Source organism: Pectobacterium parvum (assembly GCF_020971565.1).
GTDB lineage: Bacteria > Pseudomonadota > Gammaproteobacteria > Enterobacterales > Enterobacteriaceae > Pectobacterium > Pectobacterium polare.
The window spans coordinates 1150109-1176228 of record NZ_CP087392.1 but is presented as its reverse complement, the minus strand read 5'-3'; the positions used below and the strand labels follow the sequence as shown (position 1 = coordinate 1176228).

Sequence of the window (26120 nt, the reverse complement as noted above, 5' to 3'; positions counted from 1 at the left end):
AGTCACGTTAATCAAATACCCCGGTGGACAGGTAGCGATCGCCACGATCGCAGGCGATTGCCACAATCACGCTGCCGGGGTTTTCCGCTGCGATCCTCAGTGCGCCGGCCACCGCACCACCGGAACTGACACCGCAGAAGATACCTTCCTGACGCGCCAGCTGTCGTAGCGTATTCTCGGCGTCCACCTGCGTCATATCCAGAATGCGATCGACCAGATCGGCACGGAAAATTCCTGGCATATAGTCTGGCGTCCAGCGGCGAATACCGGGAATGTGGCTCCCTTCCGCAGGTTGTAATCCCACCGTACAAATTGCCGGGTTCTGCTGTTTCAGATAACGGCTGACGCCGGAAATGGTGCCGGTCGTTCCCATACTGGAGATAAAATGAGTCAGCTTTCCCGCCGTCTGCTGCCAGATTTCCGGACCAGTAGTCAGAAAGTGCGCCAGCGAATTGTCTGGGTTATTGAACTGATCGAGCGTTTTCCCTTCTCCCGCCAGCACCATCTGTTTCGCCCGATCCCGCGCCCCTTCCATTCCCAACTTGCGACTCACCAACACCAGCTCTGCGCCATACGCGCGCATCGCGGTCTGGCGTTCATAACTCATGTTGTCCGGCATCAGCAAGCGCAGCCGATAACCTTTCACCGCTGCAATCATCGCCAACGCAATACCGGTGTTCCCGCTGGTCGCCTCAATGAGCCGGTCACCGGGGGCGATGTCACCGCGATTCTCCGCCTGCTGGATCATGGAGAGCGCGGCCCGATCCTTTACCGATCCGGCGGGGTTATTTCCTTCCAGCTTCAGCCAGATTTCACTGTTTAACCCCTGCGTCAGGCGCCGCAATTTCACCAGTGGGGTATTGCCAATACAATGCTCAAGCGTTGTCACAAGTTGAGTCCTAAAAAACCTCACGCATGCGGCGCGAGTGATAGAAAAGATAAAAGATAGAAGATAAAAGTTAGTGTTTATTCATTTGCCGCTTCACACGCCACTGCAAGGCGCTTTTGATGAACAGCGTCAGTATCGCCATCACGGTTAACAGCGCCGCTGCGGTAAACGCCCCCACGCTGTTATAATCCTGATGCAGCAATTCAACCTGTAGCGGCAGCGTGTAGGTTTCACCACGAATCGAGCCCGACACCACGGATACGGCACCAAACTCGCCAATCGCTCGGGCATTGGTCAGCACTACGCCATACAGCAGCGCCCAGCGGATATTCGGGAGCGTCACCCGATAGAACACCTGCCAGCCCGACGCACCGAGCAGCACCGCAGCTTCTTCTTCCTGACTGCCCTGACTCATCATCACCGGAACCAGCTCCCTGACCATAAACGGGCAAGTCACGAATATCGTTACCAGCGCAATGCCCGGCCAGGCAAACATCAGCTGTATCCCCTGCTCATCCAGCCAGCCGCCAACCGGGCCGTTGGTGCTGTAAAAGAGCAGATACAGCAAACCCGCGACCACCGGAGAAACAGCAAAAGGAATGTCGATCAGCGTGAGCAGCAGTTGCCGCCCCGGAAACTGAAAGCGCGTAACCAGCCACGCCAGCAGCGTGCCAAACACCAGATTCACCGGTACGACGATCGCAACCACCAGCAGCGTGAGGCCAATGGCATGCAGCATGTCAGGGTCGCTCAGGTTACGCCAGACGCCCCCCAGCCCATGCGACAGCGCAGCGGCAAAAATTGACACTAAGGGGATGACCAGCATGATGAGCGATAATATCACGCCCAGCGCAATCAACGCCGCTCTCGCCCCGTTACGTTCCTGCCGAACCGGATGAGATTGACGCCGTGGCGTCACAGTCGGTCTCTCTGCCATTACACGCTCCGAGTCCGTTGACCAAAACGGCTTTGCAGCACGTTGACGGCAAACAGTATCAATAAAGACGCGGCTAATACGACGGAGGCAATCGCGCTGGCGGCAGGGAAATCGAACTCCTGCAAGCGGATAAAAATCATCAGCGAAACGACTTCCGTCTGCCAGGCAATGTTCCCCGCAATAAAGATAACCGCGCCAAACTCGCCCAGACTGCGGGCAAACGACAGCGCGGTGCCCGTTAATAATGCCGGAGTTAACTCCGGTAAAATGACGTAGCGAAAACACTGCCAGCGATTCGCCCCCAGCGTCTGCGCCGCCTCTTCATATTCCGGCCCCAGATCTTCCAACACCGGTTGAACGGTGCGCACCACAAAAGGAATGCTGGTGAACGCCATTGCAATCGTAATCCCCAGCCAGGTATAGGACACCTTTATGCCGTACTCTGCCAGCCATGCGCCGTACCAGCCGGTCGTTGAAAACAGCGCGGCCAGCGTCAGCCCCGCCACGGCGGTGGGAAGCGCAAAGGGTAAATCCATCAGCCCATCCAGCAGGGCTCGCCCGGGGAAGCGATAACGCGTCAAAATCCACGCCATTAACAGGCCGAATCCCGCATTAAATACCGTCGCCAGCCCCGCAGCCAACAGCGTTACTTTGTAGGCGGCCACCACCTGCGGGTTAGCGATCACCGCCCAGTACTGCGCCAGACTCATTTCTGAGAGCTGCATGACCAGCGCACTTAAGGGCAGCAGCAGAATCAGACAGACGAACAGCAGGCTGCTGCCCAGGCTCAGCGCGAATCCCGGCAGTACCCGTTTACCTGAACCAGAAAAGAAATTACCCGACCTCAAAAACATTACTGACGACCAGCCGCCAGCAATTTATCTAGTTCACCACCGGTATCGAAGTGGGTTTTCATCACCAGCGGCCACGCCCCAAACTGATCTTCCACTCGGAATAAGGTGGTCTCTGGGAAGCGGGACTTCAGCGTTTGCGTCAATTCAGGGTTATTCACTCGATAGTAAAAATCGGTGATGACCTTCTGTGCTTCTGGGCTATAGAGATAATTCAAATAGGCTTTTGCCGCCTGCTCAGTGCCGTTCTTCTCGACATTCTTATCGATCCACGCCACAGGGAATTCCGCCAGCACGTTGACCTTCGGAACGATCACCTCGTAGTTCTCGGCACCATACTGATTGCGGATGTTATTCACCTCGGATTCAAAACTGATCAGCACATCGCCCAACTGGCGTTCCACAAACGTGGTGGTTGCGCCACGACCGCCGGTATCAAAGACTTCGACGTTCGCCAGAAAACGCGTTATCCACGCGCGTGTTTTGGCCTCATCGCCACCGTTGGCTTTGCTAGTCGCGCCCCAGGCTGCAAGGTAGGTATAACGGGCATTGCCGGAGGTTTTCGGATTCGGGAAAATCAACTTAACGTCATCACGCACCAGATCGTTCCAGTCGTGGATTCCTTTAGGATTGCCTTTGCGAACCAGGAAAGCCATGGTGGAGTAAAACGGAGAACTGTTATTCGGTAAACGCGCCTGCCAATCAGCCGGAATCAGTTGACCACGATCGTGCAGGATCTGAACGTCCGTCACCTGATTATAGGTCACAACGTCGGCCTTCAGGCCTTGCAGAATAGCCAACGCCTGTTTAGACGAACCGGCATGCGATTGTTTGATCGTCAGCGGATCGTTAGGGTGCTGCGACAGCCACTGCTTTTCAAAGCCGGGATTGAGCGCAACAAAAAGCTCACGCGACACATCATAAGAGCTGTTCAGCAGCTCGGTAGCAGAGACAGCGCTCTGCCCGCCCAACAGCAATGACAGCGCCAGAGAACCTTTCACCAGCCAGCCTTTCACCTGTACTTGATTCATCTTATGTCCTGCCAGAGTTAGAGCCTATTCGGTAGGCCTTGTTATAGGAGCCGTTTCATAGCCGTTTTTTGCATAGCACACGCTTGTCAGCGCAAATCAGTGTAGGGGGAAGTGGTGGCTAACATATAACCTTTATATATAACATTTCGGGCTTTTTAAGCGCTAAAGGACATAACCCCGAAACGAGAAGAAAAAGCATGCTGAAAAAGCAAAGGCGCGGCCAGATAGCCCAAGGCAGAGAGGTGGAAACATTGAAAGCGGAGAGAATGGATGCCTGCACAGGCGCAGGCATCAGGAAAATGCGTCAGATCTTACAGCGACAAAAGCTGATCCAGAGAAGGCGCGAAGAAGTAGCTGCCGCTGACGGCACGCGTAAAGCGCAGCATGTCGTCACGTTTACCGTCACGATCGCCGAACATGCTCAGCAACTGCTGCTCAATGTTATGCAGACGTGCGCAGTAGGCGACAAAGTAGAGGCCGTTTTTCCCGCTCGCGGTGCCATAAGGCAGGCTCTGGCGCAGAATTTTCAGCCCCTTGCCGTCCTCCTTTAAATCCACACGGCTCAGGTGTGAGGTCTCTGGGCGTTCATCGGAAGACAGCTCTTCGTTGTCCTGCTTGGTACGCCCAATCATCTGCTCCTGCTGTTCCACGCTAAAACGCTGCAACTGCTTCAGATTGTGTTCCCAACGCTGGGTAAACACATAGCTGCCGCCTGCATCTGGCTGGCCTTCAGGGATAATCGCCACGGCGTGACGGGCATCGCCCTGCGGGTTTTCCGTGCCGTCGATAAAGCCGCTTAAATCGCGATCTTCCACCCAACGGAAACCGTGCGTTTCTTCTTCGATACGAATCGCGCTACCAAACGCTGCCAGCGCTGCCTGTGCTAGTGTGAAATTAACATCATGGCGCAGCGATTGAATGTGGATCAATACATCGCGCTGCGTAGCAGGGGCAAGCCCTTTACCCAGCGGCGTGAACGGCTTCAGCTCCGCCGCACTATGGTTACAGTCCAGATCGCGCCAGACATCGCTGCCAAACGCCAGCACCGCGCCCAATCCCGCATCGGGATACTGCTGCTGTAACTCTTGTAACGTCTGACAGAATTTTTTGCATCCCTGCCGGATAGCATCAAACTCTCCCTGAATCATCGCTTCCATAAAAATGGCAAAACGGCGGTGTTCCAATAAAATACCGCTTTGAATTGGTGTCATTTCTGCTTCCTCAAGCGTCAGTTTTTTCTTTGTTGTTATGGCTTTTACTACTGTGGTTATGGCTTTTACTACTGTGGTTATGGCTTATTACTGCGGTCATAAGAGATTGCGGCTGCCACCGCACATGCCAGACAGCGCCGCTATCATACCGGAAGCCGCCTGACTTTTACCTTGCGTAAAGACAAATTACAGCCTTTACGAGACACTCCTTTATAAAGCGGATGTGTTACGCCCCTGCGCGTGCCACACGATTTTGCTCACTTTCCAGGTTTTCAGGATATCATCGGGCGGCATCAAGCCTTCCGGGCCGCTCCACTCGCCGGAATAGACGTAGCTGATATGCGTACTCTGCGGCGCGGCACATTCCACGCTCTGCGCATCATCACCTTGCCCTAACTGGCAGGATTCAAACGCCTTACTGTAGGTATTGCTAAAAACATCCCCTATTTTTACGCCACCTGCGCTGCCAACCGCCGGATCCATGACCTCAACTTTACGCACGCTGCCCTTCGGCTGCCCGCTGATGATCATCTTCACGTCTTTGCCATCCAGCGCCTGATAAAACGCAACCAGTTGACCGTTGGACGTGCCCATTCCGCTACGCAGTTGATAACTGCCATCCAGCGCGCTCTGTAGCGCCCCTTCGGACAGCGGCGTACCGGCATTGATGCCGCCGACACCTGCATCGGTAACCTCCAGCGAGCTGCCGAACCAGTTAAACGGCGACAGGCTGGACCAGGAGAAATTAGAAAGCGTGCTGCATCCGGTCAGCAACAGCGGTAAACCCAGCACCAGCGATAAACCCAGCGGGCGAAAATTCATGGCATGTACTCCTCAAGATTGAACGGCTTTCGTCATCAGCCACCCTAGTAAGATGGGGATTGGAGTCTGCGAGCGACGAAAAGTGCCGTAAAGACGGGATAATCCTGCGGAGGATTATAGGAAGCATGTGAAAAGAAGCAAACCGGAACCGCAGGCCTCCCGAGAGCCGGAAGGCCTGCGAACAACATCAACTGCGCTGTGAGGCAAAATCCGTTAAGTCATAACGGTGCGTGAACAGATCGTCCAACTCCGTCTGGTGCGTAATCGCCACCACGGTACACGCAGGCAACGCCAGCTTGACCAGTGCCAAAAGCTGTCTGGCGGCATCATGATCCAGATTGCTGGTCGCTTCATCCAGATAAAGCGTATCGGGTTTAGCAATCAGCGCGCGGGCAAAAGCAACACGCTGCCGCTCGCCACCGGAGAACACCCGATCCCAGTTCAATTGCTCATCCAGACGATCGCGCCACGCGCCCAGCCCAACGCTATCGAGCGTCTGACGCAGCATCTCACTGTCAGCCAGCGGCGGATGCGGATAGCAGAGGATCTCTGCCAGCGTACCCTGCCCCAAATAGCTTTGCTGCGGTAACAGCAAGCTGCGACCTTCAAGCGACTGCCAGCGGCCATCGTAATACGGCCACAGGCCGCTTAACGTACGCAGTAGCGTTGATTTCCCCAGCCCGCTACGGCCAGAAAACTTACTCCAGCTACCCGCTTCACAGCTCAGATCCACCTTTTGCAGCAGTGGAGCGCCCTGCGGCGTGGTGAAAGAAAGCTGATCCAGTTGCAGACGCTCACCGACCGGAACCACTTCATCTTCAGACTGATGGCGTTTGATTTCCTGTTTGAACTGGCTCAAACGTTCCATGCTCGCGGAAAGCTCCATGAATTCCCGATACATGCGAATAAACCAGCTCAACGCGCCATGCACCTGAGCAAACGCTCCGCGGATTTGCATCAACCCACCTAGCGTCACCGTTTTGCTGAGAAAGGCCGGTAATGCAGCAAAAATAGGGACGATCAAGCTAACACGCATGTAACCCGTAGTGAAAAAACCCAGATTACGTTCCGCATTCATTGAACGCCACCAGTTAGAGACAATCGCAGAAAATTGACGCTTGAGATGGCTTTTTTCTTGCTGTTCGCCACCATATAGCGCAATTTGCTCCGCGTTATCATGCTTACGCAGCAAAGACGCACGAAAATTCGCTTCAGCACGTTGCTTCTCATAGTTAATACCGTGCAGCCGTTTACCGATCAGATGCGTAATCAAGGTGCCGAACACGGTATAAATAATGACGGCCCAGACCAGGTAACCTTTGATTACCCACTCCTCACCAAATAGCATAAAACGCTGTACTCCCGACAGTTCCCAGAGAATGATGACGAAAGATGACAACTGGGCAGTCACAACCAAAAATGACGCCACCAGACTCACCGTTTTATCAACAAATAAGCTGATATCCTCAGCGATACGTTGATCGGGGTTATCGATTTTTCCCACTATCGACATCCGATAAAACGCCCGCTTTGCCAACCAGCTATTCACTAACTCTTCCGTCATGGCACTGCGCCAGCGAATGATCAGCCAGCGAGTGAACCAGTCCTGATGCACAAATACCACGATATAAATCAGGATATAGATGCCGTACTCTTTCATGAGAGAGAGCAGCAAGCTGCTATCAAACGACCCTAGCGCATCGTAAAACGTTTTACTCCAGTCATTGAGCAATACGTTGAGATAGACGATGGTCCATCCCATACTGATGGCAGCAACAAGAAGTAACAGGGCTAATAAGCCTTGTTTTCCCCGCCAAAAAGGGCGGCAGAGATCGACAAACTGTGCCGCTATCTTTTTCACTCTTTCACCTCTTGCGGCAAGGTGATGTAAAGCACGCGGTTATCCGGGTTATACAGCTTCGCCGACATCGCCCGTACGTCTTCCAGCGTGATGCTATCCGCCAGTTTGGCTACGCTAGTCAGATAACGCGGATCGTCATAATGGCGGTAGCTCAGGAGCAGACGGCGCTGTATCGTCATGAGATCGCTCTGACGCCCTTTTTCCGCACGAATGAACTGTGCTTTCTGCTCATCCACATCCTGCTGGGTGATATTTTTCGGCAGTTCAGCAAAGGCTTTCTCGGCCAATGTCCATAGCTCCTGCGCACGTTCAGGCGCGCTGGTAAAGCTCACTTCTGTCTCAATACGCTGTCTTTTATCTTCCAGTTCGCTATCGACACGCATGCGATAAATACCTAACGCATCATCACGCAGGCTGGTTTTGAGATATTTATTCGCCAGATTACGGGCAACGCTCACCTGCACAGCGGCCTGTGGTGTCCACGCATGCGGTGTGAAGCTCCAGGCGCGGATATCGGCACGCGGTTCAATACTGATAGCCGATGTCGCTTCACGTTTACCCGGCAGAGCCAGATGTGATTTCACCTCGCCAGCAGGCTGACGCGGGATCGTCGCTAAATAGCGTTCAACCTGCGGCAAAATCTGTGCAGCAGGCATATCTGCCACCAGATAGTAGGTTACCGGGGCAAACACCGCTTTATGCCACTGTGAAAGCAGCGCTGGCGCTGAAATTTTCTTCAGTTCCGCAATTTCAGGTTGCTGCCAGGCTGGCTCACCAAAACGCAGTTTGGCAATGTCACTGGCCCGTACTCCTGAAACAGATTGATCGTCATTGGCTTTTTGACGCGCCAGACCCATCATGCTTTCTTTCATCACGTCAGGATCGATACTTGGAGCCACATTCAGCTCACGATACAGTCCCAGCAGACTTGCCAACTGCTCTGTTGGCGCACTTCCGTTCACGGTGAGTTGATCGGCTTCCTGAGCAATACCCAGCGACAGCGTCTTTTCCTTTTTCCAGTTACTGAGCGCTTCACCGCTCCATGTTGCCGGTCCGCTTTGGTTTACCAGTTGGCTTGCCAGCTGTACCTGCCACGGATTGGTCGAGGTTGACAAATATCCCGCGTCGCTCACTGCCGTCAGGTAGACTTTTTTACCCGCTTCTGGCGCACGCAGCCATACCACGCGGTCACCATTGCTCAACTGCCACTGCTCTACCTTCTGCGCGGCAAAGGTCTTCACCGCCGTACGTTTCCCACTTTGCGTTACGGCAGGCAATTCAGGGATGACTTTCTCTTTTTCTACTTGCAGCGGTGCCAGCGTCGCGGCTGCCCACTGTGCCTGCAACTTACGAATCGCATCCGGTTTAGGCAAGGTGAAAGGCGTCGCGCCCGGCACGCTAAACTGAACCAACGTATCAGGTGACGCTAACCAACGTTGCCAATGGCGGTTCACATCTTCCGCCGTGATGGTATCCAGCGCTTCCAGTGCATCTTTACCGCGCTGCTGGCTGCCGACATAAGGGCGATCCTGCTGCCAGACGATGGTCAATTGTTGAACCCAGTCTGAAAACTCACGTTTTTCAGGTGTATCGCTCATACGCTGTGCGACTTCACGAATGTCGGATGTGATCTCCGTGATGTCCTGTTCGTTTAACGGATAGCGTTTGAAGCGTTCAATTTCTTTCAGTACGGCGGAAATAGCAGCGTCATGACCACCCGGCATCACATTGGCGAAAAAGCCTAGTGCAGCCGTCGTTTTACCGATATCCGATTTACGCACCACCAGACTACTGGCGTCTTGCGGCAGTTCCGCTTGTTGTCGACGAACCTGACGTGTTACCGCAGACAGTGTGATTTGCGTCAGCAAACGATGACGGTAATCGGATTGGCCGAATGTGTCTTTGTCATTGAAACGGTAGACAAATGACACCTGGCTGCTGCCACTCTGGCTATCCTGCAAACGCGCAACGTTGAGTCTCGGTTTCAGTAACGGCTCGTAGTAATCACGGGCTGGCACAGCGACATTGGGCAACGGTGCAAAATAGCGTTGAATTTCGCGTTCTGCATCCGCAGGCGTGATATCACCAATGATCATCAAACGCATATTCGACGGGTGATACCAGCGTTGATAGAAATCCTGTAGTACGCTGGCTGGCGTGTCGTTAATCGACGCTTCCGTGCCAATCGTTGGGCGGGAAGGATAACGAGAGTCATGGCGAATCGCCTGTACGCGCTGCTGGTTCATGCGTTCCGCTACGCCCAGCTTGCCACGCCACTCTTCCATGATAATTTTGCGCTCATCATCAAGGTCGCTTTGCAGCAATTTGGCATGGCCCGTCATCTGGCTCAGCGCCTGCAAGGTCGTCCCCAGATCGCGATTCCCTTTCGGCGGGCTCATCATGTACATGGTGCGCTCGTAGTTGGTCACGGCGTTATAGCTCTGACCGCGTACCCACCCTTGCTTATGCAGTTCGGTACTTACGCCTTGAGGAAACGCCTCGCTGGCGCGGAACACCATATGCTCCACGATATGCGCCACACCAGATTCGTTGTCTTTCTCGTCAATCGAACCGACATCAACAATCAGACGAATATCAACCCGCGACTTCTGCCCTTCCAGCGGCACAAGGGTGTAACGCAGTCCATTTGCCAACGTCCCTTCTTTAAAAACCGGCAACGGACTTTTAACTTCTTCGGCCTGGCTCACAACACTTCCAGCTAACAGGCCGACAGCCGTTAGCGATAACCAGCAACATTTCTTCCAGTTCATAACAACCTTTTCGTTTTTATTTTTGCCTGTAAGGCAATTTCTGAATGCATCAATGCAAAATGCCCCGTCATTCGTCAGCATGCGACGAATGACGGGGCATAGGATTTACCAGGTGTAAGCGACGCCAAGCCAGAACTGACGGCCGGGTTTATAGATTACGGCACTACCAGAGGCAGTTTTTTTCGATGTTTCGACCACGTTATCTAAAACGTTCAGTACATCCAGCGTAATATCTAGTGTCTGAGTTTTGTATACGGGTTGTGAATAGGAGAATCGCCAATCATAGGAGATAAAGTCATCATATTCGGTTGAAATATATTCAATAGCACTTCCTGTAAAACCAGGATCGGCGTTGCATGCGGAGCTTCCTCCAGGACACTGGGTCGCAGATGATAAAGTAGTATACCCTTTATAGCCCGAAGTATAGCCTACGCTTTGCCCCCAGTTGAGACGAACCGCAGGGAAGTAAGTATCTACATTAAAGAAGGCACGCCATGGCGTATTGAAATCCATCGCATCCATATCGCCTTTATACATCAACTTACCATCAACAATAACCCGACTCTCATCGGTATCCGTATCCCCGTAGTAAGCAATAGAATTCGCTTTATTTTTCGCTATATTAGCACCCAGTTTCCAATTCACCTCGGCAAAGCTAAAACGATGGGGACTAATTGGCTCCACTTCGAGAGATAATGTATTCCCTTCCGTTCGGCCATTATTGTTCATCACACGATAGCTTTGACCGCCAGTACTTATCGTTTCTTGGCCAAATTGCTCTTTCCCCTTGCGACTAACCCACTTCGCCGTCCACACGGTACTCATAACACGCTGCGATAACCCCAGTGATAACTCATCGCTATAAGGCGTATTTAAATCAGAGACAGTGTAATTTCCCCCCGTAATTCTTGTCGGGCTAGAAGACCATGGCATAGAAGGTGAGGTGCGAGTTTGCGAGATATTCGTACCGATGCCTTCACGTAATTTATACGCCAATACATTTCCTGCATAATAGCGGTTCGCACCACCAAACAAGCGCGTTGAACGATCGCCGAAAACATCATAAGAAGCGGCGAAACGAGGAGCAAAATTCAGATTTTCCAGAAAATCGTCATAAGTAACCCGTACACCTGGAGTTACTTCAAGACGACCATAACTCATACTGTCTTGCAGATAGGCAGCATAGCTATTATAGCTAGCATGCACGGAACGAGCCGGATAGAGTGTTCGAGTACCGGCAAATTGCTCGCCGTCAATACACATTGAATCACCAGGCAAGCACACCACCCCAGGATTAATGTATTGTCCTGCATTATTACCACTAGTTACACTTGCCGAATAAACGTCGCTAAAACGACGATACTGTGTGCTGTAGAAATCGACTTCCCAGCCAAAATCGATTTGATGATTAATGCCATATAGCGCTAGCGGATTAAGTTCATAGTCCTGTTTCAGCGTAGTTGTCGTTCTCTCTGTGGCAGTCCTCCCGCTCCCACCAATGATCGCATTATTAGCCGAACTTTGCCAATCCAGTGCTTGAGAGATAAAATTTAGTCTGCGATTAAAGTAAGTCCAAGTAATAGACTCATTAGACTCATGCTCTATTTTATTCTCGTCACTCTGGTAACCAGCCAAGCTGGTCATTTTGCCCCAACTCGCGTTATGTTCCCATTCCATATTGAAGCGATAACCACCACCGGTGTTAGTAAACGCACCATTTTTCACATCTTTTTTATAGTATTTAGACTCGTGCGGAGAATACATACCCGTCATACGAACAATATCACCGTTATCCGTCAGATAAGTTCCCTTTAGCAAATAGGTTTCACTAATTCGTTCCTGATCGTCCCACAACTGCAAATACTCATGATAATAGGGAATATCTGACTGCTGGCGGTTATAGGCAAAAATAAACCCCGCTTTATCACTTAACGGTTGATTAAACGTAGCTGAGTAAAATTGTTTCTTAAACTTTGGTTGATAATATAAATTAGTCCCAGAATAAAACTCTTCGCTAATAACATCATCAATATGATACTTTGTCCAACTATCACGAGTCGTACGGTAAGAAACTTTACCAGAGGCTTTATCCAGTTTGGGGTCCATCATTTTCGCATCCACCACGCCACCGGTGAAATCACCATATTTAGCAGAGATGTTACTGTCGAAAACTTCCAATGATTCAATCAGCTCAGAGTTAATCCAGAACGATTGCGTGCCACCAGCCGGTAAATCTGTCGGGCTGTATCCATCAGGAGTTGAGCCTAATTCCCCCTTATTTGCACCGGGGTGGATATTGTTATTATTCGATAACCCATCGATCATAAAGTTATTGTTGTAAAACTTCTCACCATGAAACGAGACGTTTTCCGGCGCCAATTCACCCGGAATGTTGCTGCTACTTGCCGTATTGGAGAACTGTACATTTGGGTTATTTTTTAATAACTCCGGTATCGAACCGTTTCCAGTTGGCATCTTTTTAATCTGCTCAGCATTAATAATCTGCGTCCCCATTGACTGACTGGTTGGGGTTGAGCGGACTAAAATCGTATCTTCGCCGTTTCCTGAAGCGGAATCACCCTGCTGTTCCTCTTCGGTTTCTGCCTTGTTTTTCTGCTGATTTTCATCAACAGAGGTGTCGTTTTGCTGTGCGAGCGCAGGCGCTGATAATAATGACAAAATCATCATTAAATAGACGTTTTTATTCATTTATTCAAAATCCCCAGTGAACCTTATCATTTGAAAAATAAAATTATTTTTTTAATTACTGCATGTAACATGTATTGCTAATCATCAACCTGAATATGACCATTCAGTTTAAAAACGATGGAAACGACCTGATTCTCCACCGGTGCCTCCGTGCGATAGCGCCAGCGCGCCATGTCTTTCACCACGTCATCACCAAATACGCCGTCTGGCGTTTCAGACAGAACCTGTACGTTAGTGACCGTACCACTGCCGGTAATATCGAATTTGACGCGCACTTTTCCTTCCACACCCAGCGCTTTTGCCCGAGATGGATAATTCACGCGACGATGCAGCGCTTTGAAATTTTGACTATTGCTTTTCCCTGCACCACGCGCAGCCTGGCCGCTATCGCTTTCTCCAGCCTTAACTGTTGCTGCACTCCCCGGCATGCCAGCAGAGGCTTGCATCGGTGAAGGCGCATCACCGGTCTGGCTTGTCGCTACGGGAGACTCACTCTTTTTCTCTGTCTGCTGCTGCGTAGCCTGCTGTTGTTCTTTTGGTTTGTTCTCCGGCTTCTTTTCAGGCTGCTTTCTCTCACGTACGGGCGGCCTCTTTTCCGCAACGGGCGTGGCGGGCTTGCGCTCAATGACGGGTTGTTTAATAACCGGGTTGGGGTGTTCTGGTAACGGGGGGGAAATAGGTTGTTCTAAAGAAACGGTTTGCGTCGCCACAACAGGAGGATCGGAAGATTCTGCGGTTGGAGGTGATGAATCAGCCTGCTGTGACATTGCCGCAGCCATCATCGTTACCTGCATGCTTCCGCCTGCATTTCCCGCCATGTCTTCAATGCTTTCTTTCGGGGAATAGTGCAATAGAAAGAAAAGCGCCAGCGCCGCATGCGCGACACCAGACAAAACAAAGAATGCCAAAGAACGCCAGTTAGGCACATCGGCGGTCAGCGCTGCACTTGGATAGGGATGAGCAAGAGGACGAGAGCCCAGCAATGCGCTGCGGCCAGTGCGGTTCGCACCCAGTAAAGCCCCCTGAAGATTTTCACTACTCACTATCCAACTCCATCTCTTAAACTTCAACTTCCTGGTGTCAGTAGTGCAATCACAATCTTCCAGGCGATAAAATGTAAACAAGATCGGAACACGCAAAAACATGTCAAGACCGATCGGACAACATTAATAAATAATAATACAAATGAGAATCGTTTTACAAATGAAAACTGTTGCCCACAAAGTCTAACAAATTGCATGCGATATCATTACAAATCACAGTAACGCATTGAGGTTAAATGAAAAAAGTGCGCTAACAGAGGCGCACTTTGACTAAAAGGGGAAATTGGGGGGAGAAATGGTGCAGGGATAGGGCTTAGCATCAGCACAATAGCGATCAATATTCCCTGTCTTCAATCAGGCGTTTTCCCAGCGTGATGCAGTCAACGATCTCATAGTCGAGCTTTTCATACATGCCGATCACGGCATCGTTGTCTTCGCGCACCATCAGGTGGATTTTCGGACAGCCGCGGGCAATCAGTTTTTTCTCCAGCCGACTAATCAACGCATTCGCAATACCGCGCCCGCGAAAATCCGGGTGCACGCCAAGGTAGTATGCCGATCCGCGGTGGCCGTCGTAACCGCCCATTACCGACCCTACGATTTCGCCGTTCACCTCTGCGACCAGAAACAGATCGGGATCGTGATTGAGCTTACGTTCGATGTCCATCTCAGGATCGTTCCACGGGCGCAGCAAATCGCAGCGCTCCCAGAGGGTGATCACGGCTTCAAAGTCATCCTGCCTGAATATGCGGATTTCCATCACAGTCGCCATTTTGCAATAAGGTAAATCGTGATTATCGCGTGATTTTTATCAGACGCAATCTCAAATTGCGCGCCGCTATCAGGAATCACACAACAGGTGACCGGGGATCGATTTTATTGATGGTATACTGCCGCCTTTATTATTGTGCCCTCATCGCCAGAGAAACGAGATGCCCACTATGTCTGACGTCAATGCGGTAAAACATTTTTTGCTTAGCTTACAGGAAGATATCTGCCAGCAGCTTGCAGCGCTTGATGGCGGAGCCGATTTCGCCAAAGATGAATGGCTGCGTGCCGAAGGCGGCGGCGGGTGCAGTCGCGTGCTGTCCGGCGGGCGCATCTTTGAACGAGCTGGAGTCAACTTTTCCCACGTGACCGGCAAATCATTGCCACCTTCAGCCAGCACGCATCGCCCCGATCTGGCGGGCCGCAGTTTTCAGGCAATGGGCGTGTCGCTGGTGATTCATCCGCTTAGCCCTTACATTCCCACCAGCCATGCCAATGTGCGCTTGTTCATCGCCGAGAAACCGGGAGAAGAGCCGGTGTGGTGGTTTGGTGGCGGATTCGATCTCACTCCCTATTACGGTTTCAAAGAGGACGCGGTGCATTGGCATCAGACCGCACACGACCTGTGCCAGCCGTTCGGTGACGATGTGTACCCGCGCTATAAAAAGTGGTGCGACGATTACTTCTTCCTCAAGCACCGTAACGAAGCGCGTGGTATCGGCGGACTCTTCTTCGACGATCTCAACGAGCCAGATTTTGCTACCAGTTTCGCCTTCATCCGTGCCGTCGGTAACGGGTTCCTCGATGGCTATCTGCCCATCGTCGAACGGCGTAAAGATCTGCCGTGGGGAGAACGCGAGCGCGAATTCCAGCTCTATCGCCGTGGTCGCTATGTAGAATTCAACCTGATTTGGGATCGCGGGACGCTGTTTGGCCTGCAAAGCGGTGGACGCACCGAGTCAATTTTGATGTCCATGCCACCGCTAGCACGCTGGGAATACCAGCATCAGACTGAACCGAGTAGCCCGGAAGCCCTGCTGTATCAAGATTTTTTACCAGCTAAAGACTGGCTGGCAGAAAGTCACACGCACAACAAGGAAGCATAAGTCATGCAGATTTGGGTCGATGCCGACGCCTGTCCTAACGTCATCAAAGAAGTGCTATTTCGCGCGGCAGATCGCACGCAAACACAGGTCACACTGGTTGCCAACCAGACCATAAAAGTACCGCCGTCGCGCTTTATTCGTACGCTACGCGTCTCGGCGGGTTTTGACGTCGCCGACAACGAGATTGTGCAACGCGTTGAAGTCGGCGATCTGGTGATCACTGCGGATATTCCGCTGGCATCGGAAGTGATAGAAAACGGCGGCATCGCGTTGAATCCGCGTGGAGAGCGCTATACACCGGATACCATTCGGGAACGGCTGAACATGCGGGATTTTATGGATACCATGCGCGCCAGCGGGATACAAACCGGTGGCCCGAGCGCATTAAACCAGCGGGACCGTCAGCAGTTCGCTAATGAACTGGACAAGTGGTTGCAGCAGTCGAAAAAGCCGTAACGCTCTGCCTGATTCCCCTTCCGTAGACCACCGATCGTCAAAACATCGAGATACACGGAACGATCGTGGGGCGAGGTATCCCTACGGGAACCTCATCCCCGTGCTTTTCCTAAAAACAGGCTCAAGCAACCAACATTAACTATCTCATCCCTTCTGTTTTAGCAAAGCAGGATGGCGATATGACTTAGCGATAAACTGGCAGCAGATCGAGACTCGAGAGCACATGTATCAGCGCGGTGCCAATGCCAAATAGCAGCACCAGCGCAACCATCGCATTGCCGCCCCGCACGCGGAACAGCGGGCTACCAAAGCGGCGACGCGACGCAAGGGCCAACAACGCAGGCGTAATCACCGCCCATACGGTGGCTGCCAATCCGGCAAACCCAATCGCATAAATAAAGCCGTTCGGATAGAGCAGACCGCCGATGATTGGCGGCAGAAAGGTCACCAGCGCTGTCTTGGCTCTTCCCAGTCGGCTATCGTCAAACTTCAATAAATCCGCCAGATAATCAAACAGCCCCAGCGTTACCCCAAGAAATGAACAGGCGACGGCGAAGTTGGAAAAGACGGTGAGCAGCACGTCCAGATAGGGGCTGTTCAACACCCCACCCAACGCCTGCACCAACACATCGATATTCCCGCCCTGCTCCGCAATCCCGATAAAGTCAGGACGAGCAATGTTTCCCATTGTGCCAATCAGCCAGATGGCATACATCACCAGTGCCAGCAAACTGCCAATAAACAGACAGCGCTTGATGATCTGCGGTTCACGGCCGTAGTGCTTCACCAGACTGGGGACGTTGCCGTGAAAACCGAAAGACGCCAGGCAGAATGGCAGTGTCATCAGTACATACGGAAGATAGCTGGGTGCCGGTTCCGCCACATTCAACAACACCGTTGGCTTCACATTCCACAGCAGGCTGCCGAATGTCATGAAAAAGGTCAGTACTTTTGCCGCCAGAAAAAAAGCGGTCATGCGGCTCACTGCCGCGGTGCTCCACCACACGGTCAATGCGACAAACAGCGCAAACAGGCAGCCACCGATGCGTGCAGAGAAATCAATCGACATCTCAGCAAGCGTGTGATGGATGATTGAACCACTCGCCGAAATATAGGCGTAAGTCAGGATATAGAGGACAAAGGCAATCGATATGCCGTTAATGACATTCCAGCGCTTACCCAACAGATCTTTGGTCAGCGTATCGAAGCTGGAGCCGGTCGGATAATTAAGGTTCGCCTCCAGTATCATTAACCCCGAGTGATACATGCAAAACCAGGTAAACACCAACACGGCAAATGACCAGGAAAACCAGGCGCCCGACATCACCACCGGCAGGGAAAACATCCCAGCGCCAATAATCGTCCCTGCAATAATCATCGACCCGCCAAACAGCGAAGGAAGACGCTTTCCTGTACCGCTTTTTTCTACTGTATTTTCGTTCACTGCGCGTGTTGCCATAACCGATATTCGCTCGTTGGTTTTTTATCAAGTCCGGGGAATCGCCCCCTAAAAACGAGGCGGAATCATGGCATAAAACGAAAATTATTCCATTGATTTACCTCTTTTAGAGTGGGAAAAACATCGTGCCAGATCAAAGAGAAAAATACGCAGTGAAAAACTGTTGCGCAGCATGTTGTATAGCGAGCAAGAGCTTAAAATCAACAGGTACGCTATCAAGTGCACCTAAATAATTTTAAATACCGAAGAGATTACCGCACTAATCAGTCCATTTATAAACTTGTCATATTGAGTTTTGGCAAGACCTGCCTGCTTTAACGCGTTCAACGTCACAAGGTCAGCTTTAGCTTTCACAAGGAAAGTGAACTCATCTTTTGATATCTGTTGATTCGCTAGCTGTATTGTCCATCGCTCTAAGTCATTTTTTAATTTATCTACAAAATCCATTCCGTCTTTAATAGCAGCCTCTTTATATGAAAACCAACTATCCTGTGCATAATTTCTTATTTCCTGACCAAGCGCTCCAACGATTTCTTCAAAATTAGACATGATAATGACTCCTCTATAATCAATTAGACCGTTTTACTTTACCGCTTTCCAACTCGATCACTTGATCAAATCCATTTGATATAACCCCTTTCACCTCTGTCACAAAGGTTTTTGATAACGTGTTATTCCTTTCCCAATACACTAAAAAGCCACCTAATGAATTACTACTCGGGTTTTTGATGATTTCCCATTGCTTAGTTACTATTTCATTTTTTGGCAACCCTCTTGCGTATTCATAAGCCTTTTCCACCTGAATTTTAAGTAAAATCACCTCATGCTGATTTTCTCCAAATGGTTCTGTCGCAGCCTTATCCATTAAAGCCAATGCATCAACTTTAATTGTCACTGCTTGCTCATAGGCTCGCTGATTGAACGGCGATATGGTAGAACAAGATATGAGTAACAGACATAAAAATGAAACAAATAACACTCGAGCGTTATTCATTTTGAATATTGATGTCGACATGACAACTCCCTTCTCGCAAGAATTAATTGAAATATAATTAGCTTGAAAATAATTACCCAATGAAATAAACACACAGAAATATTAATACATTAATATCTTACTTATTTACCCCCAAGAAAAAAATGAACATAAAAAACAATAACCTTAGTAATTACATGCCCCTACACAAGAGATATCTTGGGTAAATCGAGGTACTGAAAATCGTCACAACCAATAACACTATGAAAATAAATGCCTTACAAAATAAGATATTATACTAAAAATAATTCTAGTTTCAGAATAACGGCAAGAGAAGGCATCCCGTTCAGCTTACACAAGTAAGTGATTCGGGTGAAAAATCTGCCGGGAGCAGATTTGAACGCTGCTTGCAGCGGCCCTTCAGGGCGAGGCCCACAATGGGCCGAGTATTTTAACGTAGCCAACGCACATGCAACTTGAAATATTATGAGTATATATTAAGTTAAATAAAAAAGTGCTAATAGCGTGCATTGCGTAATAGTAGCGCACATCCCTTATTGAAAAATAGTGACAGGTGAATTCAATGAAAAATATCGAACTTCCTCAATATGACGACAGTTTAATTAGGCATATCTGGCTTTCTAACGCGCTAACTCCAGTCATATCCGTATCTCTTGAACTAGGCTTGTTTGAACCACTGGCACTAAAACCATTATCTTTACACGAACTATCTACATAGTTAGGCCTTAATAGCGACGCGACCGAAGCCCTTACTGCGACACTTGGCGGAGCGAGCTTGATACAAAACAACACTGACAGCTTTTCACTGACACCTATCGGTCGAAGTTATCTGTTGCGTGATAGCCCGTTTTATTGGGGGCTACTACACATATGATCAACTGGTTTAAGGAAGTTCAACCCACCCATGACAGTTTGATAGAGATACTCAGGCAACGCAGACCAGCAACAATGGGTGATGGCGTCCCTCTCACCACGGGTTGGGAGGAAAACTCGATGAGCGCCGAGCGCGCCCAAACCATTACTTCAGCAATGCACAGCCACTCATTGGCCAGTGCGCTCGGGTTAGCGCAACAACTCACATTGCCGGAAAATTGTCAGGTTTTGGATTTGGGGGGAGGTTCTACTTGTTTCTCCATAGCATTGGCGGCAAAAAATAAATCCGTCGCCTTTACCGTTGCCGACCTTCCCATCGTATGTGATGGTGACACAGGGCTACATTAATCGTTTCAGTATGCAAAAAAACATAAAAACACACGCATTGGATATGTTTAAGCAACCGTGGCCTGTCGGATATGACGTGATATTTGCCGCCAATGTCTTTCACGATTGGGATAAGGCACAGTGCCAATTTTTACTTCAAAATGCCCGACAGTCACTTAAAAAAGGTGGTGAGATTCTGATTTACGAAATGTTAATCGACGAAAATCAGGCTGGCCCTCTTACCGCAGGATTGTTCTCTGTCACTATGTTGCATATTACTAAAGGCAAACAGTTCCGCGCCTCAGAGTTGGCAGCAATGCTAACGGAAGCTGGTTTCTCAGAGCCACAAACCCAGCCTATCTACAGTGGCTACTCACTGACGCGGGCAAAAGCATAACTAACGTTTTGGCAACGACTAAAGCACGCTACGAAAATTCTGCTGAGTTATCATCTATAGTTTCGCGTAAAAACCACAACCAATATTTATAAAAAACCCAGCCAGAAATCGGCTGGGTTTTTCTGTAACACAGAAAATGACTTACAGCGGCTGAGTTTGTGCTTCTACCACCGCCAGCGCCACCATGTTCACGATCCGGCGAACCGAGGCAATCGGTGTCAGGATATGTGCTGGTTTCGAGATCCCCATCAGTACCGGGCCGACCGTCACACCTTCTGAAGACGACACACGCAGCAGGTTATAGCTGATACGCGCAGACTCCATATTCGGCATGATCAAGATGTTAGCCGAGCCTTTCAGCGGGCTGTCCGGCATTTGCTCGCGGCGGATCGCTTCTACCAGCGCGGCGTCACCGTGCATCTCGCCGTCGATCTCCAGCTCCGGTGCCAGCTTGTTGACCAGCGCCAGCGTTGCACGCATCTTCTGCGCCGTCGGAGAATCCGAGGTGCCGAAGCTGGAGTGCGACAGCAACGCGACTTTCGGCTCGATACCGAAACGGCGTACGCTTTCTGCCGCCATCAGCGTGATTTCTGCCAGCTGTTCCGGCGTCGGATCGGCGTTAACATAGGTGTCGGCAATAAAGGTGTTGCCGCTTGGCAGCATCAGCGCGTTCATCGCGCCCGCAGCCTGTACGCCTTCACGGTAGCCGAAAACTTTCTCAACTACATCGAAATGTTCTTCATACGTGCCAATGGTGCCGCAAATCAGCGCATCCGCTTCGCCACGGTGAACCATGATGGCACCGATCAGTGTTGGGTTACCGATCACCGCACGCTGTGCTTTTTCCTGCGACACACCGCGACGCTTCATCAGCTCGAAATACTCGCTCCAGTATTCTTTAAAGCGCGGATCCGATTCGTTATTGACCACTTCGAAATCTTTACCGATGGTCAGTTGCAGCCCCAGCTTTTGCAGACGCATTTCGATAACGCTCGGACGACCAATCAGAATCGGGAACGCCAGACCCAGCGTCACCAGCTCCTGCGTGGCGTGCAGCACGCGCGCATCTTCACCTTCCGCGAATACCACGCGCTTCGGCTGCTGACGCGCCTGTGCGAAGATCGGCTTCATAAACAGGTTGGTTTTATAAACGAACTGGGTCAGTTTTTCGATGTAGGCATCGAAATCTTCGATCGGACGCGTCGCCACGCCGGAATCCATTGCCGCCTTCGCCACCGCCGGTGCGATCTTGATGATCAGGCGCGGATCGAACGGTTTCGGGATCAGGTAATCTGGGCCGAATGACAGCTCTTGGTCACCGTAGGCAGATGCCACCACTTCACTCTGCTCCGCCAGCGCCAGATCGGCAATCGCATGCACGCAAGCCAGCTTCATCTCTTCGTTAATCGTAGTCGCGCCCACATCCAGCGCACCACGGAAGATGAACGGGAAGCACAGTACGTTGTTCACCTGATTCGGGTAGTCAGAACGGCCGGTACAGATAATCGCATCTGGGCGCACTTCCTTCGCCAGCGGCGGCAGAATTTCTGGTTCCGGGTTTGCCAGCGCCATGATCAGCGGACGCGGTGCCATGGTTTTCACCATTTCCGGCGTCAGCACGCCAGGACCAGAACAGCCGAGGAAGATGTCCGCATCAGGAATGACATCTGCCAGCTTGCGAGCGCCATTATCGTCAATAGCGTAAGCGGCTTTGGTCTCTTCCATATTTTCGTCACGGCCATGGAAAATCACGCCGCGCGAATCACACACCACGATGTTGTGCTTCTGGAGACCCAGCGCCACCAGCAGGTTCAGACAGGCAATAGACGCCGCGCCAGCACCGGACACTACCAGACGCACATCAGAGATATTTTTTTCAACTACGCGCAGACCGTTCAGAACCGCAGCAGTACAGATAATCGCTGTGCCGTGCTGATCGTCATGGAAGACGGGAATCTTCATGCGCTCACGAAGTTTTTTCTCGATGTAGAAGCACTCTGGTGCCTTGATGTCTTCCAGATTGATACCGCCGAACGTCGGCTCCAGTGCAGCGATCACGTCGATCAGTTTGTCTGGATCCAGCTCGTCGACTTCGATATCGAAAACATCAATGCCGGAGAATTTTTTGAACAGAACGCCTTTGCCTTCCATCACCGGTTTACCGGCCAGTGCGCCGATATTGCCGAGGCCCAGCACGGCCGTTCCGTTAGAGATCACGGCGACCAGATTGCCGCGCGCGGTATATTTGTAGGCAGCCAGCGGATCTGCTGCAATTTCCAGACAGGGAGCCGCGACGCCGGGAGAATACGCCAGCGCCAGATCGCGCTGCGTTGCCAGCGGCTTAGTCGGGGAAACCTGAATTTTGCCGGGGATCGGATACTGGTGGAAATCAAGGGCGCTTTGCTTTAGCTGTTCATCCATCTTATGTACCTTTTCGGTTTTGTTGTGTTGTGTCTGTAGGGTCAAGAGTACCCAGTATAGTGTTTGCGTATGGCTAAACTACCGAGGATGGCAAAAACTGAGGGGGAATGCTGGTTAATATAGTTATTTTATTTGACGGTTTTTCGTTCAGTAGCCGAATACGCTGGGGAAGGAATAGTGCAGTGCGGATGCGGTTGAAATCATGCCGCGATGAAACCCTATTGCGATGAAGTAGAACGGTTATGTCTCTCGCCGACATTTCTAACAATGAAATGCTGTACCTGATTATTCATATCGTCCGCATCACCCGGAACAATAAAGTGCGCCCAAGGACCAATCCCTGATAGCCCCGCTAGGAGAGGATACAGTCCATGCGGGTAACACGGCGATGACTGAAAGTTTCATCGCATTTTGGGTTACTGGGCATGTTCAATCAGTAAGGCATTGGCTACTATCATCTTCATAAGCAAATTATGGAAAATTTTTTGTGGCAACGATTACAGATATCGCTCAAAAAGCTGGGGTGGCAGCCTCAACCGTTTCTCGCGTACTTAATAACGACCCCAGTCTGTCCATAACCAAAGAAAAGCGCCAACTCATCAAGAAAATTGCCCATGAGCTGGAATATTTATCGCCGACACAACGTAAGCAGCAGAAAAAAAGGTTAGAGAACTCGCTCGTTGTCCGCTCTCATTTCAAAATGGATAATGACAATTTATTAAATCTCGCCGTCGTCCACTTTCTTACGCCTTCAGAAGAACTCAACGACCCTTATTTCACCGCAATGCGTATTGGCATTGAAAACCGCTGCCACCATTTTAATATTTCGTTACGCAATCTATTCACCACAAATTTATCCTCCAACAGCCATACTTTATCTCAGGCGCAGGCGATCATTTGCGTAGGTCACTTTAGCGATAACGATATCGCCCTAATCTCTTCATTAAATAAAAACCTGATTTTTATCGACTCTGCCCCCCTCGATAAACAATGTGACGCCGTGCTTTTTGATCGGGAAGCGGCTGCACGCGAAGTCTTACATTACATTGTGAATAGCGGCGCTCAGCGCCCCGCATTTATAGGGAACAATGAGAGCCGGCTGCATGTATTTCAGGAGATAACGCAAAAACACGGTATCTACGACGAATCACGATGCAAGGTCAGTCAGTTATTTTGTATTGAGTCCGGCTATCAGGCGATGAATGAGTTGCTGCAACAAAAAGAGTGGCCTGATGTCGTGTTCGCGGCGACAGACATTATCGCTATTGGCGTGTACCGGGCGATTCAAGAGAAAGGTATTTCCATTCCCAGACAAATAAAAGTGATTGGGATGAATGACATCCCCACAGCACAACATCTCAATCCCAGTTTGACCACAATGCGGCTCTACCCCACTGAAATGGGCGAAGCCGCCGTCGATCTGTTTTTAGAGCTGGTGGCAGGACGCTATTATAAGAAACACGTACAGATTGGTTATGAGATGGTTTGGCGCGAAAGTTTCACACTCAACGACGCCCTTTTATAATACGTTCCCTTATCTTTCCTACCCTTACAAGTAAAGCGGCCACGCAAGGACATTACGCGGCCAGAGAGCATCAATTAGCGGTTATTTTCCACAGCTGATTCCATCCCCCATTATCATGCCATTGAATACCGGATGCCCCGTTCTCTATTGAACGGCTGTTAACATCCAAAAGCTTCCCGCTGTTCCTATTCATGATTTTATAATAGCCATCGCCCGCATCCAAAATCAGCCATTGCTGGCTAAAATGTCCGGTGTTATACATTTGGAGAATTTGCGCACCATCCTCATTGGCACTGAAATTAACATCAATGTACTTCCCGCTATTCACATTCACCAGATTGAAGTAACCATTGCCAATCGCGTTAAAATAAAAACGCTGGCTGTCCCAGTTACTGTCACTGTATTGTTCAACCCATGCGCCATCTTCGCGCGAACCGCTCACGACATTCAGTGACTTACCACTCTGTCGATTAGCGATCTTATAGCGGGTTCCGTTGATAAAATTGATTTGTGATTCGGCAAACGCGTCCAGTGCTCGGGTAAATTGCAATACATTGGTTGAAACTTGCGTCGTCGCGCCTAACGCGTAGCCATCCGGTAACACTTTTGCATTACCCGCAGGTTCCCAATAAAAAACCCCGATCCCTTTATTTCCCGGCACTGCTTTAACAAGATTAATCGTATCCCTAATCGTCCAGTAACTGTCTGTTGGGTTAGTTTCCAAACCGCCGACTTCAACGACCATGACTTCCTTACCATATCGGCTCGCCATATCATTGAGGTTGCTAGCCAGTGCGCCAGTGAGCTCCCAATAATTTTTTCCTTCCCAGTAGGGGTAGAATGAAAAACCAATCACATCGGTTTTCCCACCGTGCGTGGTGAGGAAATTGTCAAAAAACCAGCGAGCGTTTGAATTATTATTCCCATGCGCCAGATGGCTGATCACCTTAGAAGAAGGGCTGACCGCTTTAACCGCATCATAGCCCGCATTCAGTAGCTGCGTTAAATTGGCAAACCGGCTGGTACTGCCTTCTGGGAGTAAAATTCCCGGATTCATTTCGTTGCCGACCTGAACCCATTCCGGCGTCACGCCAGCGGATATCAACGCAGTCATCACCTCATGAGTGTGATTATAAACGGCCGTCGTTAATTGACTCAGATTGTAGTTCGCCCACGCAGCTGGCTTTATTTGATGACCCGGATCCGCGAAAACATCACTGTAGTGGAAATCCACCATGACGCGCATTCCCATCGCTTTAGCACGCTGTGCGGCATCCACCACGCGGGTTTTATCCGTATAGCCAAGCATCGTCCAGGTCGTATTATCTTTATGCCATAGCGCACTGGGGTCGGGATTAACGAAAATGCGTAACCGTACAGCGTTTATGCCGTGATCGCGCAGTATCTGTAATACATCGCGCGGCGTTCCTGCATCATCACGCCAGGTTACCCCTCGATCTTCCAATTGCTTTACCCAGCCAATATCCGCGCCGTAAGCAAACGGCTGCGCCGCTTTCGCCAGATTGGCTGACATAAACCCTATAAACAGCATTAACAATACAGAGATGATTCCTGAATAATTATTCTTTTTCATTCATTTCTCCTTGAGGCGATGCTCTTAAATGGTATTTATCACGTAACGTTCTGGGACAGAATAAAAGAAGACTAT

At 50.4% G+C, this 26120-nt stretch carries 21 protein-coding genes; 5 read left to right on the top strand and 16 right to left on the bottom strand.

Annotation, left to right across the window (positions count from 1 at the left end):
- Positions 1-7 precede the first annotated feature (7 nt).
- From cysM to LOZ86_RS05190, 11 genes are all read right to left on the bottom strand, one after another.
- Positions 8-889: a cysteine synthase CysM gene (gene cysM, locus LOZ86_RS05240; protein WP_039485006.1), complete on the bottom strand. Its 882-nt coding sequence runs from the start codon at positions 887-889 to the stop codon at positions 8-10.
- Between the two features lie 70 nt (positions 890-959).
- Entirely contained in the window at positions 960-1826 is an 867-nt protein-coding gene (gene cysW, locus LOZ86_RS05235; RefSeq protein WP_039485009.1) for a sulfate/thiosulfate ABC transporter permease CysW, read from the bottom strand.
- Positions 1826-2680, bottom strand: coding sequence for a sulfate/thiosulfate ABC transporter permease CysT (gene cysT, locus LOZ86_RS05230; RefSeq protein ID WP_039485011.1), 855 nt, complete (start codon positions 2678-2680; stop codon positions 1826-1828). The genes cysW and cysT overlap by 1 nt, the downstream gene beginning before the upstream one ends.
- The gene (locus LOZ86_RS05225) at positions 2680-3708 is read right to left on the bottom strand and encodes a sulfate ABC transporter substrate-binding protein (RefSeq protein WP_039485013.1); all 1029 of its coding nucleotides are present in this window, start codon (positions 3706-3708) and stop codon (positions 2680-2682) included. Before LOZ86_RS05225 ends, cysT begins: the two co-directional genes overlap by 1 nt.
- A gap of 311 nt (positions 3709-4019) precedes the next feature.
- Entirely contained in the window at positions 4020-4919 is a 900-nt protein-coding gene (locus LOZ86_RS05220) for a Dyp-type peroxidase (protein WP_039485015.1), read from the bottom strand.
- Between the two features lie 210 nt (positions 4920-5129).
- Positions 5130-5741 carry an RpoE-regulated lipoprotein gene (locus LOZ86_RS05215; RefSeq protein WP_230242936.1) on the bottom strand — a complete coding sequence of 204 codons (612 nt, stop codon included), beginning with the start codon at positions 5739-5741 and terminating at the stop codon, positions 5130-5132.
- 187 nt (positions 5742-5928) lie between these two features.
- Positions 5929-7602, bottom strand: coding sequence for an ABC transporter ATP-binding protein/permease (locus tag LOZ86_RS05210; RefSeq protein ID WP_230242934.1), 1674 nt, complete (start codon positions 7600-7602; stop codon positions 5929-5931).
- Positions 7599-10373 carry a M16 family metallopeptidase gene (locus tag LOZ86_RS05205; RefSeq protein WP_230242932.1) on the bottom strand — a complete coding sequence of 925 codons (2775 nt, stop codon included), beginning with the start codon at positions 10371-10373 and terminating at the stop codon, positions 7599-7601. The genes LOZ86_RS05210 and LOZ86_RS05205 overlap by 4 nt, the downstream gene beginning before the upstream one ends.
- A 105-nt stretch (positions 10374-10478) precedes the next feature.
- Entirely contained in the window at positions 10479-13082 is a 2604-nt protein-coding gene (locus LOZ86_RS05200) for a TonB-dependent receptor plug domain-containing protein (protein ID WP_230242931.1), read from the bottom strand.
- A gap of 77 nt (positions 13083-13159) precedes the next feature.
- The gene (locus LOZ86_RS05195) at positions 13160-14125 is read right to left on the bottom strand and encodes a TonB family protein (protein WP_230242930.1); all 966 of its coding nucleotides are present in this window, start codon (positions 14123-14125) and stop codon (positions 13160-13162) included.
- A gap of 334 nt (positions 14126-14459) precedes the next feature.
- Positions 14460-14885 (bottom strand): GNAT family acetyltransferase, encoded by a 426-nt coding sequence (locus LOZ86_RS05190; protein ID WP_010284320.1) that lies wholly within the window; start codon positions 14883-14885, stop codon positions 14460-14462.
- Positions 14886-15066: 181 nt separating this feature from the next.
- Here LOZ86_RS05190 and hemF point away from each other — a divergent pair, with 181 nt between their 5' ends.
- Positions 15067-15999, top strand: a complete 933-nt coding sequence (gene hemF, locus LOZ86_RS05185) for an oxygen-dependent coproporphyrinogen oxidase (protein ID WP_039485030.1) — start codon at positions 15067-15069, stop codon at positions 15997-15999.
- 3 nt (positions 16000-16002) lie between these two features.
- Positions 16003-16455 (top strand): YaiI/YqxD family protein, encoded by a 453-nt coding sequence (locus tag LOZ86_RS05180; RefSeq protein ID WP_039485032.1) that lies wholly within the window; start codon positions 16003-16005, stop codon positions 16453-16455.
- A gap of 184 nt (positions 16456-16639) precedes the next feature.
- On the opposite strand, the gene mtr is transcribed toward LOZ86_RS05180, so the two are convergent.
- The 3 genes from mtr to LOZ86_RS05165 all read right to left on the bottom strand — a co-directional run bounded on the left by mtr (position 16640) and on the right by LOZ86_RS05165 (position 18929).
- Positions 16640-17914: a tryptophan permease gene (mtr, locus tag LOZ86_RS05175; RefSeq protein WP_230242929.1), complete on the bottom strand. Its 1275-nt coding sequence runs from the start codon at positions 17912-17914 to the stop codon at positions 16640-16642.
- Positions 17915-18139: 225 nt separating this feature from the next.
- On the bottom strand, positions 18140-18463 hold the full coding sequence (locus LOZ86_RS05170; RefSeq protein ID WP_039485038.1) for a hypothetical protein: 324 nt from the start codon (positions 18461-18463) through the stop codon (positions 18140-18142).
- Between the two features lie 19 nt (positions 18464-18482).
- On the bottom strand, positions 18483-18929 hold the full coding sequence (locus tag LOZ86_RS05165) for a hypothetical protein (protein ID WP_207784096.1): 447 nt from the start codon (positions 18927-18929) through the stop codon (positions 18483-18485).
- An 849-nt stretch (positions 18930-19778) separates the two neighbouring features.
- Between LOZ86_RS05165 and LOZ86_RS05160 the strand changes: the two genes are divergently transcribed.
- Both LOZ86_RS05160 and LOZ86_RS05155 read left to right on the top strand, forming a co-directional pair.
- Entirely contained in the window at positions 19779-20129 is a 351-nt protein-coding gene (locus LOZ86_RS05160) for a hypothetical protein (RefSeq protein WP_039485041.1), read from the top strand.
- Between the two features lie 10 nt (positions 20130-20139).
- Positions 20140-20505 (top strand): methyltransferase, encoded by a 366-nt coding sequence (locus LOZ86_RS05155; RefSeq protein WP_039513199.1) that lies wholly within the window; start codon positions 20140-20142, stop codon positions 20503-20505.
- A 141-nt stretch (positions 20506-20646) separates the two neighbouring features.
- Here LOZ86_RS05155 and maeB read toward each other — a convergent pair whose 3' ends face one another.
- Positions 20647-22926, bottom strand: coding sequence for an NADP-dependent oxaloacetate-decarboxylating malate dehydrogenase (gene maeB, locus LOZ86_RS05150; protein ID WP_039485048.1), 2280 nt, complete (start codon positions 22924-22926; stop codon positions 20647-20649).
- A 487-nt stretch (positions 22927-23413) separates the two neighbouring features.
- Here maeB and LOZ86_RS05145 point away from each other — a divergent pair, with 487 nt between their 5' ends.
- Positions 23414-24451: a LacI family DNA-binding transcriptional regulator gene (locus tag LOZ86_RS05145; protein WP_039485050.1), complete on the top strand. Its 1038-nt coding sequence runs from the start codon at positions 23414-23416 to the stop codon at positions 24449-24451.
- 70 nt (positions 24452-24521) lie between these two features.
- Here LOZ86_RS05145 and LOZ86_RS05140 read toward each other — a convergent pair whose 3' ends face one another.
- Positions 24522-26045, bottom strand: coding sequence for a glycosyl hydrolase 53 family protein (locus tag LOZ86_RS05140; RefSeq protein ID WP_039485052.1), 1524 nt, complete (start codon positions 26043-26045; stop codon positions 24522-24524).
- Positions 26046-26120: the final 75 nt, after the last annotated feature.

Excerpts from the sequence above, each read along its gene's own strand:
- maeB (WP_039485048.1), bottom strand. The coding sequence starts at position 22,926 with ATGGATGAACAGCTAAAGCAAAGCGCCCTTGATTTCCACCAGTATCCG.
- cysW (WP_039485009.1), bottom strand. The coding sequence starts at position 1,826 with ATGGCAGAGAGACCGACTGTGACGCCACGGCGTCAATCTCATCCGGTT.
- mtr (WP_230242929.1), bottom strand. The coding sequence starts at position 17,914 with ATGGCAACACGCGCAGTGAACGAAAATACAGTAGAAAAAAGCGGTACA.
- LOZ86_RS05200 (WP_230242931.1), bottom strand. The coding sequence starts at position 13,082 with ATGAATAAAAACGTCTATTTAATGATGATTTTGTCATTATTATCAGCG.
- LOZ86_RS05170 (WP_039485038.1), bottom strand. The coding sequence starts at position 18,463 with ATGTCTAATTTTGAAGAAATCGTTGGAGCGCTTGGTCAGGAAATAAGA.
- LOZ86_RS05205 (WP_230242932.1), bottom strand. The coding sequence starts at position 10,373 with ATGAACTGGAAGAAATGTTGCTGGTTATCGCTAACGGCTGTCGGCCTG.
- LOZ86_RS05160 (WP_039485041.1), top strand. The coding sequence starts at position 19,779 with ATGATCAACTGGTTTAAGGAAGTTCAACCCACCCATGACAGTTTGATA.
- LOZ86_RS05140 (WP_039485052.1), bottom strand. The coding sequence starts at position 26,045 with ATGAAAAAGAATAATTATTCAGGAATCATCTCTGTATTGTTAATGCTG.
- LOZ86_RS05165 (WP_207784096.1), bottom strand. The coding sequence starts at position 18,929 with ATGTCGACATCAATATTCAAAATGAATAACGCTCGAGTGTTATTTGTT.
- cysT (WP_039485011.1), bottom strand. The coding sequence starts at position 2,680 with ATGTTTTTGAGGTCGGGTAATTTCTTTTCTGGTTCAGGTAAACGGGTA.
- LOZ86_RS05180 (WP_039485032.1), top strand. The coding sequence starts at position 16,003 with ATGCAGATTTGGGTCGATGCCGACGCCTGTCCTAACGTCATCAAAGAA.
- LOZ86_RS05220 (WP_039485015.1), bottom strand. The coding sequence starts at position 4,919 with ATGACACCAATTCAAAGCGGTATTTTATTGGAACACCGCCGTTTTGCC.
- LOZ86_RS05225 (WP_039485013.1), bottom strand. The coding sequence starts at position 3,708 with ATGAATCAAGTACAGGTGAAAGGCTGGCTGGTGAAAGGTTCTCTGGCG.
- LOZ86_RS05215 (WP_230242936.1), bottom strand. The coding sequence starts at position 5,741 with ATGAATTTTCGCCCGCTGGGTTTATCGCTGGTGCTGGGTTTACCGCTG.
- LOZ86_RS05155 (WP_039513199.1), top strand. The coding sequence starts at position 20,140 with ATGCAAAAAAACATAAAAACACACGCATTGGATATGTTTAAGCAACCG.
- hemF (WP_039485030.1), top strand. The coding sequence starts at position 15,067 with ATGTCTGACGTCAATGCGGTAAAACATTTTTTGCTTAGCTTACAGGAA.
- LOZ86_RS05190 (WP_010284320.1), bottom strand. The coding sequence starts at position 14,885 with ATGGAAATCCGCATATTCAGGCAGGATGACTTTGAAGCCGTGATCACC.